This is a genomic window from Pseudonocardia sp. P1 (assembly GCF_000178675.2).
GTDB lineage: Bacteria > Actinomycetota > Actinomycetes > Mycobacteriales > Pseudonocardiaceae > Pseudonocardia.
Window position 1 is genome coordinate 2,693,928 of sequence record NZ_ADUJ02000001.1, and the last position, 15,102, is coordinate 2,709,029.

Sequence of the window (15,102 nt, forward strand, 5' to 3'; positions counted from 1 at the left end):
GCACGGGCTCGCGTCGTCTCCCGGGTCAGAGGCCGGCAGTCCCCACGGCGTCGACGGCGATGTCCACGCTCGGGCGCAGCGCCGCGGCCGCGGCCAGTGCCGCGTGCACCGGGTGGTCGGCGAATCCCTCGACCGGTCCGGGGCCCGTCCTGTGGTCCTGGGCGGCGGGGAGCGCGAGCTGCTCGTAGGCGGCCTGGAACCGCGGTCCCCAGCGCCGGGCGCCGAGCCGGGCCGTCATCGAGCAGTTGTCCACCATGTACGCGACGTCGCGGGCGTGCATGTAGGGCAGGAGCGAGTCGACCGCTTCGATGATCGACTCGTTGACGATCTCCGACCACGCATGTCCCCGGGCGGCGAGCTCGTCGACCTGGGCCAGCATCGTGCCCACGAACAGACCGGCGGTGAGCGGCTCGACCGCCCCGCCGGCGTCGCCCCGGGAGGCACGGACGGCGGAGCCGTGGTCCCACATCGGCGAGCCGCCGATCGGTGCCATCGGGTGCCGCCGCAGCCGCTGCTCGGCGAGCAGGACGCTGCGCAGCTCGGCGCCCTCGGCGACCTCGTCGTAGATCTCCGCGACCAGCTCGCGGGACGGTGCGTAGGCCGCGGCGAGTGCCCGGTCGAACAGCGCGGTGTCGGCGACGGCCTCGCGGACCGCGCCCAGCCCGCCGCGGGAGATCGTCGTCGCGATCGGGCCGGTCACGGCCTCGCAGGAGCGCCGGTAGGCGGCGACCGGTTCGTCGCCGCCGATCCGGAAGTGCCGGAACAGCGCCTCGACCAGGCCGTGCACCGCGCCCAGCAGGATGGCCCGTTCCCCGACCACGTCGGAGAGGTACTCGCTCTCCAGCGTCGTCGCGAAGGTGTACGGCGCACCGAGTGCGACCGACCAGGCCAGCGCCCGGTCCGTGGCGTGACCGTCCGGGTCGGCGTGCACGGCGATGCTGGCGTTGATCCCGGCACCGTCGACGGACGCGCCCTGCTCGTAGAGCCGGCGGACCGAGTCCCCCATCCCCTTCGGACAGACCGCGATCACGGGGTGCCCCGGCGGGAACCCACCACCGGTGGAACGCAGGTGCCCGAGCAGGAAGCCGTGCGAGAGCCCGATGGTCGCGCCCGGCTTCAGCGCGGCGAACAGCTCTTCGTGGTGGGCGGCGAGCGCAGCGTCGGCGATCAGGAGGATCACCAGGTCCGATGTCCCGGCGACGGCGATCCAGTCCCCGAGCGTGCCGTCGTCCTCGGTGAAACCGTGCGTCCGGGCGTCCGCGGCCGACGCCGAACCGGGCCGCAGGCCGACCGTCACGACGATGCCGGTACCGGCGAGCGAGTCGCGCAGGTTGCGGGCCTGGGCCCGGCCCTGAGGGCCCCAGCCGAGCACCCCGATCCGCTGCACCCCGTGCAGTGCCTCCGGCAGCAGGCCGAACAGGTGCCGCCCACCGCGGACGACCGTCTCGGGCTCACCGGGCATGTCCAGCGTCTCGGTCGCGAAGACCGACGAGTCGATGTGCATGGACGCTGTTGTAGGTTCCCGCCGTCCCTTCCGACCAGCGCAAGAGTCGTAGCGCAGCGTTGCAGGAGATGAAAGATGCAGCTCCGCGACCTCGAGTTGTTCGTGCATCTCGCGCGGACCCTGAACTTCGGGCGCACCAGCCTGGAGTGCCACGTCAGCCCGGCGACCCTGACCCGGACCGTGCAGCGGCTGGAGACCGAGGCCGGGACGCGGCTGCTCGACCGGGGACCACGCGGGACCGTCCTCACCGCCGACGGCCGTCGGTTCCTCGACTGGGCGGGTGGCGCGCTCGGCTCGTGGGCCGAGTTCCGGGCCGGGACCGACGGCGGTGCCGAACTCACCGGGGAGCTGCGGCTGTTCGCCACCGTCACCGCCTGTCAGTCGCTGCTCCCGGCACTGCTCGCCCCGTTCCGCGAGGAACATCCCCACGTCCGGCCGGTACTCCGCACCGGCGGGGCGGCTGCCGCACTGGCCCGGCTCGACGACGGCGAGGTGGACGCCGCCGTCGCCGGTGTGCCGGACCGGCTACCGCAGTCGCTCGTCGGCCGCACCCTGCACACCACCGACCTGGTCCTGGTCACGGCCCGCGGGAAGGAGGAGGGGGCCCTCGACGGACCGTTCGTCGTCCCGGACCGGGGCCTGGTGCGCGACGGCGCCGACCGCTGGTTCCGGTCACGCGGCGCCACCCCGGAGATCGTGGCCGAGCCGGACACCCACGAGGCGCTGCTCGCCCTCGTCGTCCTCGGGTACGGGACCGGTGTGGTCCCCCGCCTGGTGGTGCGGACGAGCGCGACGGCCGACCGGCTCGGCGTCGTCGAGGCCGGGCTGGGCGAGTTCCCGGTCGCGCTCTGCGTGCGTCGTGACGACATGCGGCGCCCGCTCGTCGCCGCCCTGTGGGACGCCGCGGGACGTGCCGCGACGGAGCTGCTCAGCCCGCCGGTACCCCCGCCACCAGCGCCCGCAGCCCGTCGGCGTCCAGCAGGTCCGCCGGCCGCAGGGTGACGCCGTCGCGGACGTAGTGGAACGCGGCCCGCACCCGCTCGGCCGGGATCTCCTGCAGCGCCGCCCAGGCCAGCCGGTACGCGGCCAGCTGCACCGCGACGGCGTGCTCCCGCTCCGGGGCGGCCGGCCCGCCGGTCTTCCAGTCGACGACGGTCCAGCCGCCGTCGGGATCGGCGAAGACGGCGTCCATCCGCCCACGCACGGCGACCCCGGCGAGGACGGTCTCGAACGACACCTCGACGTCGACCGGCTTGCGGTCCGCCCACTCCGACGCCTCGAACGCGGCCTGCAGCTCCGCCAGCTCCGCGGCGTCGGACTCCGAGGTGACGGACTCGTCGGCGGCGCCGGGCAGCTCGTCGATGTCGAGCAGCCGTTCCGCACCGAACCGCTGCTCCAGCCAGGCGTGGAACGCGGTCCCGCGTCGCGCGTGCGGGTTCGGCGGCAGCGGCACCGGGCGGCGCAGCCGCACGGCGAGCGCGTCCGGATCGTCGGCGAGCTCGATCAGCCGGCTCACCGACAGCCGCCCCGGCAGCGCGACGGTGGGGCGCTCCTTGGCGGCGGCCCGCTCGGCGAGCAGGACGTCGACGTCGGCGGCCCAGCCCTCCGGGTCACCCTCCGCGTCGGGTACGTCCGGGGCCGGTTCCGCCGGGCCGGGCTCGGGCAGCTCCAGCGCGAGCTGGTCGGTGGACGACCGCCGGGACCGCCGCGGCCGTCGCGGTGCCCGGGCCCGCAACTCCGCCCGGACCAGGTCGGCACCGGCCCGCACGTCGTCCGCCCGGTCGCCGAACGGGTCCGGCGGCCACTGCGCGGTGCGCTCCACGCCGAGCGCCGGGTTCCCGGTGTCGGCCTCCGGCGGCGGCGCCCACACCTCCAGCGCGCCGACCTCGGAGCCACCGGGCCCCTCCAGGATCTCGGCGAGCTCGGTGAGGAACACCGACGGGTCCTTCGGGCGCTCCCCGGTCGCCGGCCACCGGTGCCCGGAGACGAGCAGGGTGCGCTCGGCACGGGTGAGCGCGACGTAGAACAGCCGGCGCTCCTCGGCGAGGCGGCGCTCGTCGAGGGCGTCGTCGTGGTCGTCGAGGGCCTGCTCGACCTGCTTGCGGTCCGCGCCGGGCGGCGGGAGGTCGAGACCGGGGAGGTCGTCGGCGTCGCCGCGCAGCGGGACCGGCAGGTCGGACGGGTCCTTCAGCCAGCTGCCGGACATCTTGCGGCCCGGGAAGACCTGCGCCACCAGGTGCGGGACGGCGACGATCTCCCACTCCAGCCCCTTCGCCGCGTGCACGGTGAGGATCTGCACCCGGTCCGGGGAGACCTCGACCTCACCCGGGGTCAGGCCCTCCTCGGCCTGCTCCGCCGTGTCGAGGTAGTCGAGCAGCGCGGGCAGCGACGGCACGTCGGCACCGGCGGCGAAGTCGGCGACGACGTCGGCGAACGCGTCCAGGTGTGCCCGGCCGGTCGGGCCGGGGCGGGCCATCGTCTCGACGTCGAGCAGCAGGGTCCGCTCGACGTCGGCGACGAGGTCGGTCAGCGGGGCCGCGGCGCGGGCCCGCAGGTGGGACAGCTCGCGGCCGATCCGGCGGATCCGGTCGAACCCGGCCTGGGAGTAGCGGTCCGGCTCGCCCGGGTCGTCGAGGGCGTCGGCGAGCCCGGCCTGCTCGGCCTCGTCACCGGGGAGCGCCCCCAGGGCCAGCTCCTCGGGTCCGAGCGGGCCGGGGCGGGCCGGCCGGGACGGGACGAGCTCGCGGGCCCGCTGCCACAGCGCGGCGAGGTCGGCGATGCCGAGCCGCCAGCGGGGCCCGGTCAGCAGCCGTACCGCCGAGGGCCCGGCCAGCGGGTCGGTCACCACCCGCAGCGCTGACACCAGGTCACGGACCTCGGGGGTCGACAGCAGCCCGCCGAGCCCGACGACCTCGACCGGGACCCGACGGTCGCGCAGCGCGGCGGCGAGCGCGTCCATGTCGGAGCGGCGGCGGACCAGCACCGCGGCGGTGGGCGGCTCGCCCTCGTCGGCGCCGGCGTGCCAGCGGGACGCGATGCCGTCGGCCGCCCAGGCGATCTCGGCGGCGACGTCGGGCAACAACGCGGCCCGGACGTCGCCGGGACCGGCGCCGTCGAGCGGGCGGAGCTCACCGACGCGGACGGCGCCGGGCGCGGTGCGCAGCGGCTCGGACACCCGGTTCGCGAGCGCGAGCACCTCGGCCGGATTGCGGAAGCTGGTGAGCAGCCCGTGCACGGGAGCAGGGCCACCGGACGGCGTCGGGAAGTCGGTGCGGAACCGGGCCAGGTTCCCGGCGCTCGCGCCGCGCCAGCCGTAGATCGACTGGCAGGGGTCACCGACGGCGGTCACCGACCGGTGCTCGGGCTCCTCCGGCTCCGGGGCGAGTCCCGGCGGGACACCGAACAGCGCCCGCAGCAGCACCCGCTGGGCGTGCCCGGTGTCCTGGTACTCGTCGAGCAGCACGGCCCGGTACTGACCGCGCTCGATCCGCCCGACCTCCGGGTCGGCCTCGGCGATGCGCGCGGCGAGCGCCATCTGGTCGGAGAAGTCCATCGCCTGTTCGGCCTGCTTGCGGCGGGCGAACTCCTCGATCAGCGGCAGCAGCTCCAGCCGCATCCGCTGCCCGGCGATCCGGGCCTTGTACCCCGCCGACGGCTCCGCGCGCTGCCGCTTGCCCGGCGGGGCGTGCTCCAGCACCGGCAGCATCCGGGCGGTGAGCCGCTCGACGTCGGCCGGTTCGACGAGGTGCTCCCCCAGCTCACCGGCCAGCGAGAGCAGGTACCCGGTCACGGTCGCCGGGACCCGGTCGATCTCCAGGTCGGCCGCCCAGGTGGAGACGACCCGGTGCGCGAGCTGCCAGGTCGCGGTCGGGCCGAGCAGCCGGTTCGCCGGCTCGGCGGGCAGCCGCAGCGCGTGCTCGCCGACCAGCCGCCCGGCGTAGGCGTGGTAGGTGGAGACGGTGGGCTCGCCCGCGAGCAGCGCGGCCCTGCGGGCGCCGGTGGGGTCGAGGTCGTCGAGCAGGCGGGACCCGGCGAGCCGGCGGAGCCGGGACCGGACGCGGGTGCCGAGCTGCTGGGCCGCCTTGCGGGTGAAGGTGAGGCCGAGGACCTGCTCGGGCAGCACCCGTCCGGTCGCGACGAGCCAGACCACCCGGGCCGCCATCGTCTCCGTCTTGCCGGCGCCCGCCCCGGCGACGACGAGTGCCGGCCCGGCCGGGGCGGCGATCACCGCGGCCTGCTCCGCGGTCGGCGGGTGCAGGCCGAGCGCCGTGGCGAGCTCGACCGGGGTGGGGTCCATGGTGACGATTTCTACCCCGGACCCCCGACGGTCCTATCCGACGGGCTCGGAGACCCGGGCCCAGTCCACCTGCAGCCGGACCTCGTCCGGGGTGGTCGCGTCCGGCGCGGGGATCCACTTCTCGGCCGGGCCCTGGTCGAGCTGGATGCACAGGTGCATGGGCGTCGTAGGGATGGTGCGCCGGTCGGTGACCTCCCACTTCTTCTCGCCGTCGACGTACCAGGTGATCCGGTCCGGCAGCCACTCCAGCGCGAACGTGTGCCACTGCGTGAAGTCGCCCGGCGTCTCGGTGGAGACGATGTGGTTCTCCGCGCCGTAGTGGACGAACGCGGTCGCCGCGCTCCGGTCCCCGTAGGGGATCTCCATCATGTCCAGCTCGCCGTCGTCGGGGAACCGCTCGGAGTCCGGCCAGAGCAGGATCGCCGGGCTGTAGCCGGTGCCGGCGTCGGTGCGCGCCCGGAACTCCCAGCGCCCGTACAGCTGCCCGGAGTGCATGGCCATGCCGCCGGACACGCCGCCGCCCGCGGCCCGCGGGCGCGCGGTGACGGTGAGCAGCCCGTCGTCCAGGGAGAGCGCCGACGGCCGGCGCAGCCCGTTCCCGAACCCGCCCGGCGAGTTGTAGACGGTCCAGACGGACCGGTCGATGCGGGAACCGTCGAACTCGTCGCCGCCGACCGGACGCCACTGCTGCGGCGGTGGCGGGGGCGGCGGGGGCGGCAGCTGGTTGTCCAGTGCCGACGTGGCCGTGGCGCCGTCGCCACCGTCACCGTCCGGCGGGACGAGGATCGTCCACGTCAGCCCGGCGATCGCGACGGCGGCCAGGCCGAGTGCGACCGAGCCGTGCAGGACCCGGCGACCGATCCCGGATCCACCGGCCCCGGCGCGGGCGCGGCGACGCCCGGCAGGCTCCCGGCGGCGGGACGCGCGAGCGCCGGGTCGGGGAGCACCGGCGTCGAGCCGAGGCGCACGAGCGTCGGATCGGGGCGCACGGGCGTCGGCCCGGGTGTCCCACCCCGCGCGGGGCCGCGGCGCCGGCCCCGGGACGCCCCGCGGCGCACCGGCCTGCAGCTGCCGGGGCACGGGTGCGGGCCCGCGCGGACCGGCCGGGCCGCTCCGGCCCTCGCCGAGATGCAGCTCAGCGTTGCGCGGAGATCCACTATTCGCGCTGGTCCGCATCTCGGCGGGATCGGCCCTGCCGCGGAAAGAACGGCCGTCGCGCGGCACCACCGGGAGCTCACCCGGCCGGTAGCCGGGCGCACCCCTCCCCGTTCCGTCCACGCAGAGACAGACGCCCGGTGCGGCACCGGGGTTGCCCGCCCGGCTGTCGCGACCGTCACCCCGGGTGCGGGGACACCCGGCCGGACGACGATCAGGCGGGCGGCGTGCCGACGGTCGCAGGCGCTCCGTGACGCTGCAGCACCTCGGGGACGGCGACGGTGCCGTGCTCGTCCTGGAAGTTCTCCATGACCGCGAGCATCGCGCGGGCGGTCGCGCCGGTCCCGTTGAGGGTGTGGACGTTCTCGGTGGGGGCGCCGGGCTCGCGGCGGAACCGGACGTTCAGGCGTCGTGCCTGGTAGTCGGTGGTGTTCGAGCAGGACGTGATCTCGCGGTAGCGCTGCTGCACCGGGAACCAGGCCTCGATGTCGTACTTCTTCGCGGCCGGGTTGCCGAGATCTCCGACGGCGATGTTCTGCACCCGGTACGGCAGGCCCAGCTCCTGCACGATCGACTCCTCGTGCGCGAGCAGCTGCTCGTGGAACTCCTGGGACTGCTCGGGGCGGCAGTAGACGTACATCTCGACCTTGTCGAACTGGTGCACCCGGAACATGCCCTTGGTGTCCTTGCCCGCGGCGCCTGCCTCGCGCCGGAAGTTCGTCGAGAACGCGACGTAGCGGGCCGGGAGATCGTCGAGCTCGACGATCTCGTCCATGTGGATGCCCGCGAGCGCGACCTCGGACGTCCCCGTCAGGTACAGGCCGTCCTTCTCCAGCTGGTAGAGGTTCGACTCCTCGGTGGGGAGGAACCCGGTGCCGTACATCGCCTTCTCGTTCGCCAGGACCGGGCCGAGCACCGGGACGAAACCCTCGCCGGACAGCTTGTCGATGACGTAGCGGAACAGCGCCATCTCGAGCAGGGCGACGTCGCCGAACCGGTAGGCGAACCGGGAGCCGGACAGCCGCGCACCGCGGACCATGTCGACCCGGCCGGTCGACGACGCCAGGTCCAGGTGGTCGCGGGGCTCGAAGTCGAACGACGGCCGCTCGCCCCAGGTCCGGACGGTGACGGCGTCCTCCTCGGCCATGCCGTCGGCGGCCGTCGGGTCGGGCAGGTTCGGGATCCGGGCGAGGAGCTCGGCGCGCTCGGCGTCGGCGGTGGCGAGCTCGTCCTCGGCCTCGCGCAGCTCCTCCTTCTCCTTCTTGAACTGCTCGACCTGCTCCGGGGTCGGCTTGCCCTTCGGGCGCTGCTTCTGCGCGGCGCGCAGGCCACCGACACGGTCGGTCAGCTCGCGCCACCGGACGTCGACCGCGAGCAGCGCGTCGAAGTCCGCGGACGCACCGCGACGGGACAGCGCCGTGCGGAAGGTGTCCGGGTCCTGTCGGGCCGCCTTGAGGTCGATCACTTCTGCGTCCAGCCTCTCGCGTCGTACGCACTACGGGAGTCGTCATCGTAGAGCCGGGAATGATCGGGCACGCGCGGTGGTAGACCAGGGACATGAGCATCTCACTCGGCCGGTACGGCCTCTGGCGACACGAGACGGGCCTCTCGCCCGAGTTGGCGGCACGGATCGAGTCCCTCGGGTTCGGGACCGTGTGGATCGGCGGGTCCCCTCCCGGTGACCTCGCACTGGCGGAGTCGATGCTGGACGCGACGACCTCGCTGACCGTCGCGACCGGCATCGTCAACATGTGGTCGACCCCGGCCGACGAGGTCGCGCCGTCCTACCACCGGATCGCGGCGAAGCACCCGGACCGCTTCCTGCTCGGCGTGGGCGTCGGGCACCCGGAGGCCACCAGCGACTACACCCGCCCGTACGCCACCGTCGTCGAGTACCTGGACCGGCTCGACGAGCTGGACGTGCCCGTCGCCGGTCGCGCTCTCGCCGCACTCGGGCCGAAGGTGCTGGACCTCGCCCGGGACCGCTCCGCGGGCGCGCACCCCTACCTGACGACGCCCGACCACACCCGGACCGCGCGGGAGCGGCTCGGCGACGGCGTGCTGCTCGCCCCCGAGCACAAGGTCGTCCTGGACACCGACCCGGAGGCCGCCCGCGCGGTCGGACGGCCCCGGGTGCAGCAGCCCTACCTGGGCCTGCGGAATTACCGGAACAACCTGGCCCGTCTCGGCTGGGCGACCGAGGACATGGACGACGGCGGCAGCGACGCCCTGATCGACGCGCTCGTCGCGCACGGCACGCCGGAGCAGGTCGCGGCGCGGCTCGACGAGCACCTCGCCGCAGGGGCCGACCACGTCTGCGCGCAGGTCCTCACGGCGGACATGCAGGCCCCGGAGAAGGACCTGGAACGGCTCGCCGGCGCGCTCGGGATCGCCTGAGCCGCACGGCACACCGGGTGCCGGCGGTGGCTAGTCTCGGACCGGTGCGCGACGCCACCGATCCGCCGAGCCTGCTCGGCCCGCTGCGCCGACCGGCCCCGGTGATCGTCGCCGTCGCGACGGTCGTGTTCGCCGTGCTCGCCTGGCGCTACGCCGGCGAGGCCCAGGCCGGCCGGGTCGACAGCAGCGCCGACGCGGCGGTGGAGGCGCTGCCCGGTGTGCTCGCCCGGCTGACCGGGTTCGGCTCGCCCCCGTCGGTGGTGCTGTGGGCGCTGCTCCTCGCCGGGGCCGCCCTGCTGCTCCGCCGACGGCGGCTCGCCGTGCTGGCGATCGTCGGGCCCGGCCTGACCGGCGTCGCGACGACCGTGCTCAAGCCGCTGATCGGCCGCACGATCGGTGGCGAGGGCACCGCCGGATTCGCGTACCCGAGCGGGCACACCGGTGGCGCCGTGTCGATCGGCCTGCTCGTCGCGTTGCTGCTGGTCGCGCTGCTACCGGTCGCCCGGGCCGGTCCGGCGGTCGCGACGCTCGCGGCGGTCGCCCTGCTCGCCGGCGGCACCGTCGGCGCAGGGATGGTGCGGATCGGCGCGCACTACGCGACCGACACGATCGGCGGGTTCTGCATCGCGGTCGCGATCGGGCTCGGTGCGGGGCTGGTCATCGACCGGGTCGCGGACCATCGGGCACGGGACCGGCCGGTGCCCCGCACCGGCTGATCCGCGTCCCGCACCCGCACCCCGGCTGCTCACCCGTCCACGACGGTCCGCCCGGTCTCGACGGCCGGGCAGCTCGTCCGCACCGGGCACCGGTCGCAGTCGGGCCCGGCCCGCGCCACGAACACCGCACCGGCCGAGTCCTCGGCGCAGGTCATCAGCACGTCGCGCCAGTGCCCCATCTCCTCCGGCTGCAGCGGCGACTGCGCCGGTTCCTTGGCCTCCCCACTCGCCTTCCGGTCGGCCAGGAACAGCAGCCGGCCACCACCCGGACCGGTTCCGGCACCGACCAGCTCGGAGAACGCACCCAGCGACGCCGCGAGCTGGTAGACCGCCAGCTGGTGGTGCTCGGCCGTCGCCCGGCCCGACGTCGCCGTCTTGCCGGTCTTGACGTCGATCACCACCGGGCGGCCCTGGTCGTCGCGCTCGAGGCGGTCCACCCGGCCGCGCAGCCGCACCCGGCGAGCCGACCGCGCCGCGCCACCACCGGGACCGTCCGCGGGTTCGGGCGCGAGCAGATCGGGGTTGTCGTCGCCGGACGGCCCCGGGCCCTCCGGCGGGGGGTCGCCCTCCAGGTCGAGCTGCACCGGCTGCTCGACGGCGACGAGCTCCAGCCCCTCGGCCCGGCTGCGGCGCACCCAGTCGTCGAACGCGGTGAGCATGTCCCGCACCCGCGACAGCTCCCGGCGGCCGAACCACGGGGCCCCCGCGTCGAGCCGCCGCCAGGCCGAGCGCAGCGCCGACTCCAGCTCCGCGGCGTCGGCACCGGCGGCGCGCGCCTGGACCAGGGCGTGCACCAGCGATCCGGTCACCGCCGACAGCGCCCCGCTCTCGTCGCCACCGTGCCGGGAGAGCACCCAGCGCAGCGGGCACCCGGCGATGGTCTCGACGTCCGACGGGGAGATCGGCACCAGCTCGCCGTCGGCGCGCAGCGGGGCGTGGTCGGAGAGCTCGGCGAGGCCGTACCAGTCGTCGGGACGGGCGCCGGGCACCCCGTCGGCGGCGAGCCGGGCCAGCTGCGTCGCCGCCCGCCTCCGGCGCGCGGCCTGCGCCGGGTCGCCGTGGTCGGGGGCCGTGACGGCCCGCCGCAGCTCACCGACCAGCTCCGCCATGACCAGGGACCGTTCCGGACGGTGGACAGGCCGGGCCTCGGTGGCGTCGGCGGGACGGGGGTCGAGCTCGTCGAGGAAGCGCGACGGCTGCTCGTCCTCCCCCTGGACCGCGCTGACCAGCAGCGCCGACCGGGCGCGCGTGCACGCGACGTGGAACAGCCTGCGCTCCTCGGCGAGCAGCGGGGCCGACCGTGAGACCGCCGAGCCGGGTTCGGCGACCCCGGCGACGAGATCGACGAGCTGCTCGTGCCCGAGCAGGCTCCCCCGCAGGCGCAGGTCCGGCCACAGCCCCTCCTGCACACCGGGCACCGCGACGACCGTCCACTCCCGACCGCGCGAGCCGTGCGCGGAGAGCAGCTCGACGGCGCCGCCGCGCGGGGCCTGCGGGGCGAGCGTCTCGCCGGGCAGCTGCTGGTCGGCGAGGTACTCGAGGAACCCGCCGACGTCGGCGCCCGGCAGCCGGTCGGTGTACCGGGCGGCGGCGTCGAACAGGGCGAGCACGGCGTCGAGGTCCCGGTCGGCGGCCGCGCCACCGGGCCCGCCCCGGGCGCTCGCGTCGCTCCAGCGCTTCGCCAGCCCGGTCCGCCGCCACACCAGCCACAGCGTGTCCTCGACCGAGTCGCCGGACGCGATCGACCGCGCCGCGGTGTCGAGGAGCCTCCCCACGTCGCGCATCGGGGCCGCCTCGGCGGGCGAGAGCATCACCAGCGGGTCCGGACGCCCCCCGACGGCCTCGCGCAGCATCGCGACCAGCAGCGGATCGCTGCTCGCGACCGCGGGGTCGACCTCCCCCGGATCCGGATGGTCGTCGTCGGGGACGACGCGGACGTCGTGCCCGGCCGCGGCGTGCATCCGCAGCAGGCCGCGCCGCAGCCGTCGCATCCGCAGCGGGTCACCACCGCCGAGCGGCGAGGTGAGCAGTGACGTCGCCAGGTCGGCGTCGATCGCGGACGGGCGCGACGCCGCCCGTAGCACCAGCAGCAGCGGGACGACCGCGGGCTGGCGCGGGAGCGGCACCTCGTCCGGCGGGGCCGCGATCGGGACGCCGGCCGCCGCCAGGGCGCGCCGCAGAGCGGGCAGGGTGCGGCGGGCCGATCGGGACAGCACCGCCATCTCCGACCACGGGACGCCGTCGACGAGGTGCGCGCGGCGGAGCCGGTCGGCGATCCACCCGGCCTCCGCCGACGGGGAGCCGAACACGCGGACCTGCACCGCATCACCGGCGTCCTCCGCCCTCGGGCGGGCCTCCATTCCGCCCCCGCCCACCGGCCGACCGGCACCTGCTCCATCCCCGTCCACCGGCCGACCGGCACCTGCTCCGGTCCCGTCCGCCGCGCCACCGGCGCCTGCCCGGGACCCGTCCGCCGGTGCACCGTCGGCCTGCTCGTCGGGGCGGTCGTCGGTGCGGGCCCCGTCCGGGCGCTGGTCGCCGGCAGCGTGGCCGGGGCGGTTCCGTGCCGGCCCGGCGCCGGGCAGCTTCTCCGCGAGCCGCAGACCCGCCGCACGGACACCGGGCTGCCGGCGGTGGTCGACCGTGAGCACCTCGGTGGGGGCGTCGATCGCGTTCATGCCCTGCGGGTCCGCGCCACGGAACGTCAGCACCGCCTGGTCCGGGTCCCCGGCCAGGAGGGTGGACTCCGCGTCCGCCGCCAGTGTCGCGACCAGCTCCATCTGCTGCGGGTCGAGATCCTGCGCGTCGTCGACGAGGAGGTGGCGCACCCGCTCGCGCTCCTGGTCGCGCAGGCCCGGATCGGCGGCGAGCGCGTCCAGCGCCGCCGCGACCAGCTCCGCCGAGTCGAGCGCGGGAGCGGTCGCCTGCGGGGCACTGCGACCCGCGGCCCCGCGCAGCAGGGTGACCTCCTCGTAGGTGCGGAAGAACCGCGCCGCGGCCACCCACTCGTCGCGGCCGTGGGCCGTGCCGAGCCCGGCGAGCTCCGCGGGCCCGAGCCCCCGCTCGGCGGCCCGCAGGAGCAGCTCGCGCAGCTCCGCGGCGAACCCGGGCAGCCCGAGCGCCGGATCCAGCCGTTCCGGCCACGACGATCCCGGCACGCTGCCGTTCCAGCTCTCGATCTCACCGGCGAGCAGCTCGCGCACCACCACGTCCTGCTCGGCGGACGCCAGCAGCCGCGGGGGCGGGTCCTCGTGCCGGGCCGCGTGCAGCCGCAGCACCCCGAACGCGTACGAGTGCACCGTGCGGACCAGCAGCTCGCGCGTGGTGCGGACGCCGAAGTCGCCCGCGATCTCGTCGCCGCCCTGGGTGAGCAGCGCCGTCAGCCTGCCGCGCAGCTCCTCCGCGGCCCGCCGGCTGCCGACGAGCAGCAGCAGCGAACCGGGCGGGGCACCGGCCCGCACCCGGCGGACGACGGCGTCGAGCAGCAGGCTGGTCTTCCCGGTTCCCGGCCCGCCGAGCACGCGCAACGGCCCCCGCTCGTGCGCGAGGACCCGCGCGGCCGCGCCCGACCACGTCCGGTCCGGGGCGGGCGGTGGGGCCGCGCGCACCAGCCGCGGGGACGGCTGCTCGGCGGCTGCTCGGGTCATGCACCGATTCGACCACGTGCCCCCGACAGTGACGCGCCACCCCGGCAGGCGGGAGGATCGGGAATGTGGACGAGGAGACCGTGGAACGGGTCCGGGACGTCGTGACGTCGATCCCGCCGGGCCAGACCCTCAGCTACGGCGAGGTCGCCGAGCTGGCCGGGCTACGGTCGGCACGGCTGGTCGGGCGGATCCTCGCGGAGGACGGCCACGACCTCCCCTGGCACCGAGTGCTCCGGGCGGACGGCCGGTCGGCCCCGCACATCGCGGCCGAACAGGCGGCCCGGCTACGGGCGGAAGGGATCCTGATGGTGGACGGCCGCCTGCCCCCCGAACACCGCCGCCGCTGACCCGACCCCTTCCCACCGAGCGTCACGTAGATGCCCTCGGCAGGGCCATACCGTGACGCTCGATCGCGCCCTGGGGCCACCGGGGAGGGTGGTGCGTGGCAGTGTGCAGAGCAAAGGGGCCCAGACAGGGCACACTGCGCCGGCGCCGGGCTCCCGCGCTGTCGTCAGAATTGACGATGCCGACACCGTGTTGGCAACGCCTCGAATGTCCCTTTCGATGCGGATCACGTGACCTCACCAGCGCAGCCGCCCTTCCCTCCCGGACCGCCGTACCCGCCGCCGCACGGCTGGCCCGTCCAGCGACCGCAGCGGAACGGGCTCGGCACCGCCGCGCTCGTGCTCGGCATCCTCGGCGCCCTGTTCTCGCTGATCCCGATCATCGGCGTGATCGCCTGGCCGATGGTGGTCATCGGGCTGGTCCTCGGGGTCCTGGGCATCGTGCGCGCGAACGCGGGCAAGGCCGACAACCGCGGAGTCGCGATATCCGGGACGGTGCTGTCGGCGTTCGGTCTGGCGTTCTGCCTGCTCTACACGGTCGCGTTCGCCTCGGCCGTCTCCGACAGCAGCTCGTCCACGGCCTCCGCCACGGGCGGGTCCGCGCCGTCGGGCCCGGCGACCGCGGGCGTCGAGAACGCGGACCGCACCTACAGCGCCCCCGCACCCGCACGGCCCACCTCGGGAGCCCCCGGCGACACCCTCACCACCCGGGACGGGCTCGAGCTCACCACCACCCCGCTCCGTGACCGCAGCGACTTCATGGGCCCGGTCAGGTGCACCGACGTCACCTACCGGAACACCGGCTCCGGCACGGCCAGCTTCAACATCTGGGACTGGCAGCTCCAGGATCCTGACGGGGTGATCCGCCGGATCAGTATCGGCAGCGACAACGACCTGAGCTCCGGGCAGCTCGCACCGGGCGGGACGGTGAGCGGTCAGGTCTGCTTCGACGCGAAGGCCGACGCGACCGGTACCTGGACGGTCATCTACGAGGGCGGCCTGTTCAGCTCCGAGGACCTGACCTGGGCGGGCTGACCCCGCT

The 15,102-nt window shown here is 75.6% G+C and carries 10 protein-coding genes; 5 read left to right on the forward strand and 5 right to left on the reverse strand.

From position 1 onward, the window contains the following. Nucleotides 1-25: 25 nt before the first annotated feature. Complete coding sequence (locus tag PP1_RS11985; RefSeq protein WP_010242269.1) at nucleotides 26-1,504, reverse strand: ketol-acid reductoisomerase; 1,479 nt, start codon at nucleotides 1,502-1,504, stop codon at nucleotides 26-28. 75 nt (nucleotides 1,505-1,579) lie between these two features. On the opposite strand from PP1_RS11985, the gene PP1_RS11990 reads away from it, so the two are divergent. After that, nucleotides 1,580-2,506, forward strand: a complete 927-nt coding sequence (locus tag PP1_RS11990; protein WP_010242267.1) for a LysR substrate-binding domain-containing protein — start codon at nucleotides 1,580-1,582, stop codon at nucleotides 2,504-2,506. On the opposite strand, the gene PP1_RS11995 is transcribed toward PP1_RS11990, so the two are convergent. The 3 genes from PP1_RS11995 to serS form a co-directional block, all read right to left on the reverse strand. Further along, complete coding sequence (locus PP1_RS11995) at nucleotides 2,433-5,801, reverse strand: ATP-dependent helicase (protein WP_075313982.1); 3,369 nt, start codon at nucleotides 5,799-5,801, stop codon at nucleotides 2,433-2,435. The genes PP1_RS11990 and PP1_RS11995 overlap by 74 nt on opposite strands. A gap of 33 nt (nucleotides 5,802-5,834) precedes the next feature. After that, complete coding sequence (locus PP1_RS12000) at nucleotides 5,835-6,881, reverse strand: glycoside hydrolase family 16 protein (RefSeq protein ID WP_075313981.1); 1,047 nt, start codon at nucleotides 6,879-6,881, stop codon at nucleotides 5,835-5,837. 289 nt (nucleotides 6,882-7,170) lie between these two features. After that, nucleotides 7,171-8,421 (reverse strand): serine--tRNA ligase, encoded by a 1,251-nt coding sequence (gene serS, locus PP1_RS12005; RefSeq protein WP_010233013.1) that lies wholly within the window; start codon nucleotides 8,419-8,421, stop codon nucleotides 7,171-7,173. A 92-nt stretch (nucleotides 8,422-8,513) separates the two neighbouring features. Between serS and PP1_RS12010 the strand changes: the two genes are divergently transcribed. Beyond that, complete coding sequence (locus PP1_RS12010) at nucleotides 8,514-9,353, forward strand: LLM class F420-dependent oxidoreductase (RefSeq protein ID WP_010233012.1); 840 nt, start codon at nucleotides 8,514-8,516, stop codon at nucleotides 9,351-9,353. Between the two features lie 44 nt (nucleotides 9,354-9,397). Next, nucleotides 9,398-10,069 (forward strand): phosphatase PAP2 family protein, encoded by a 672-nt coding sequence (locus tag PP1_RS12015; RefSeq protein ID WP_010233010.1) that lies wholly within the window; start codon nucleotides 9,398-9,400, stop codon nucleotides 10,067-10,069. A gap of 29 nt (nucleotides 10,070-10,098) precedes the next feature. Here PP1_RS12015 and PP1_RS12020 read toward each other — a convergent pair whose 3' ends face one another. Then, on the reverse strand, nucleotides 10,099-13,716 hold the full coding sequence (locus PP1_RS12020; RefSeq protein ID WP_075313980.1) for an ATP-dependent helicase: 3,618 nt from the start codon (nucleotides 13,714-13,716) through the stop codon (nucleotides 10,099-10,101). Between the two features lie 65 nt (nucleotides 13,717-13,781). On the opposite strand from PP1_RS12020, the gene PP1_RS12025 reads away from it, so the two are divergent. Further along, on the forward strand, nucleotides 13,782-14,063 hold the full coding sequence (locus tag PP1_RS12025; RefSeq protein ID WP_010228934.1) for an MGMT family protein: 282 nt from the start codon (nucleotides 13,782-13,784) through the stop codon (nucleotides 14,061-14,063). 228 nt (nucleotides 14,064-14,291) lie between these two features. Continuing rightward, the gene (locus PP1_RS12030; RefSeq protein ID WP_010228938.1) at nucleotides 14,292-15,095 is read left to right on the forward strand and encodes a DUF4190 domain-containing protein; all 804 of its coding nucleotides are present in this window, start codon (nucleotides 14,292-14,294) and stop codon (nucleotides 15,093-15,095) included. The last annotated feature ends 7 nt before the right edge of the window (nucleotides 15,096-15,102 follow it).

Coding starts and splice junctions, on each gene's coding strand:
- PP1_RS11990 (WP_010242267.1), top strand. CDS start 1,580: ATGCAGCTCCGCGACCTCGAGTTGTTCGTGCATCTCGCGCGGACCCTG.
- PP1_RS11995 (WP_075313982.1), bottom strand. CDS start 5,801: ATGGACCCCACCCCGGTCGAGCTCGCCACGGCGCTCGGCCTGCACCCG.
- PP1_RS11985 (WP_010242269.1), bottom strand. CDS start 1,504: ATGCACATCGACTCGTCGGTCTTCGCGACCGAGACGCTGGACATGCCC.
- PP1_RS12010 (WP_010233012.1), top strand. CDS start 8,514: ATGAGCATCTCACTCGGCCGGTACGGCCTCTGGCGACACGAGACGGGC.
- PP1_RS12020 (WP_075313980.1), bottom strand. CDS start 13,716: ATGACCCGAGCAGCCGCCGAGCAGCCGTCCCCGCGGCTGGTGCGCGCG.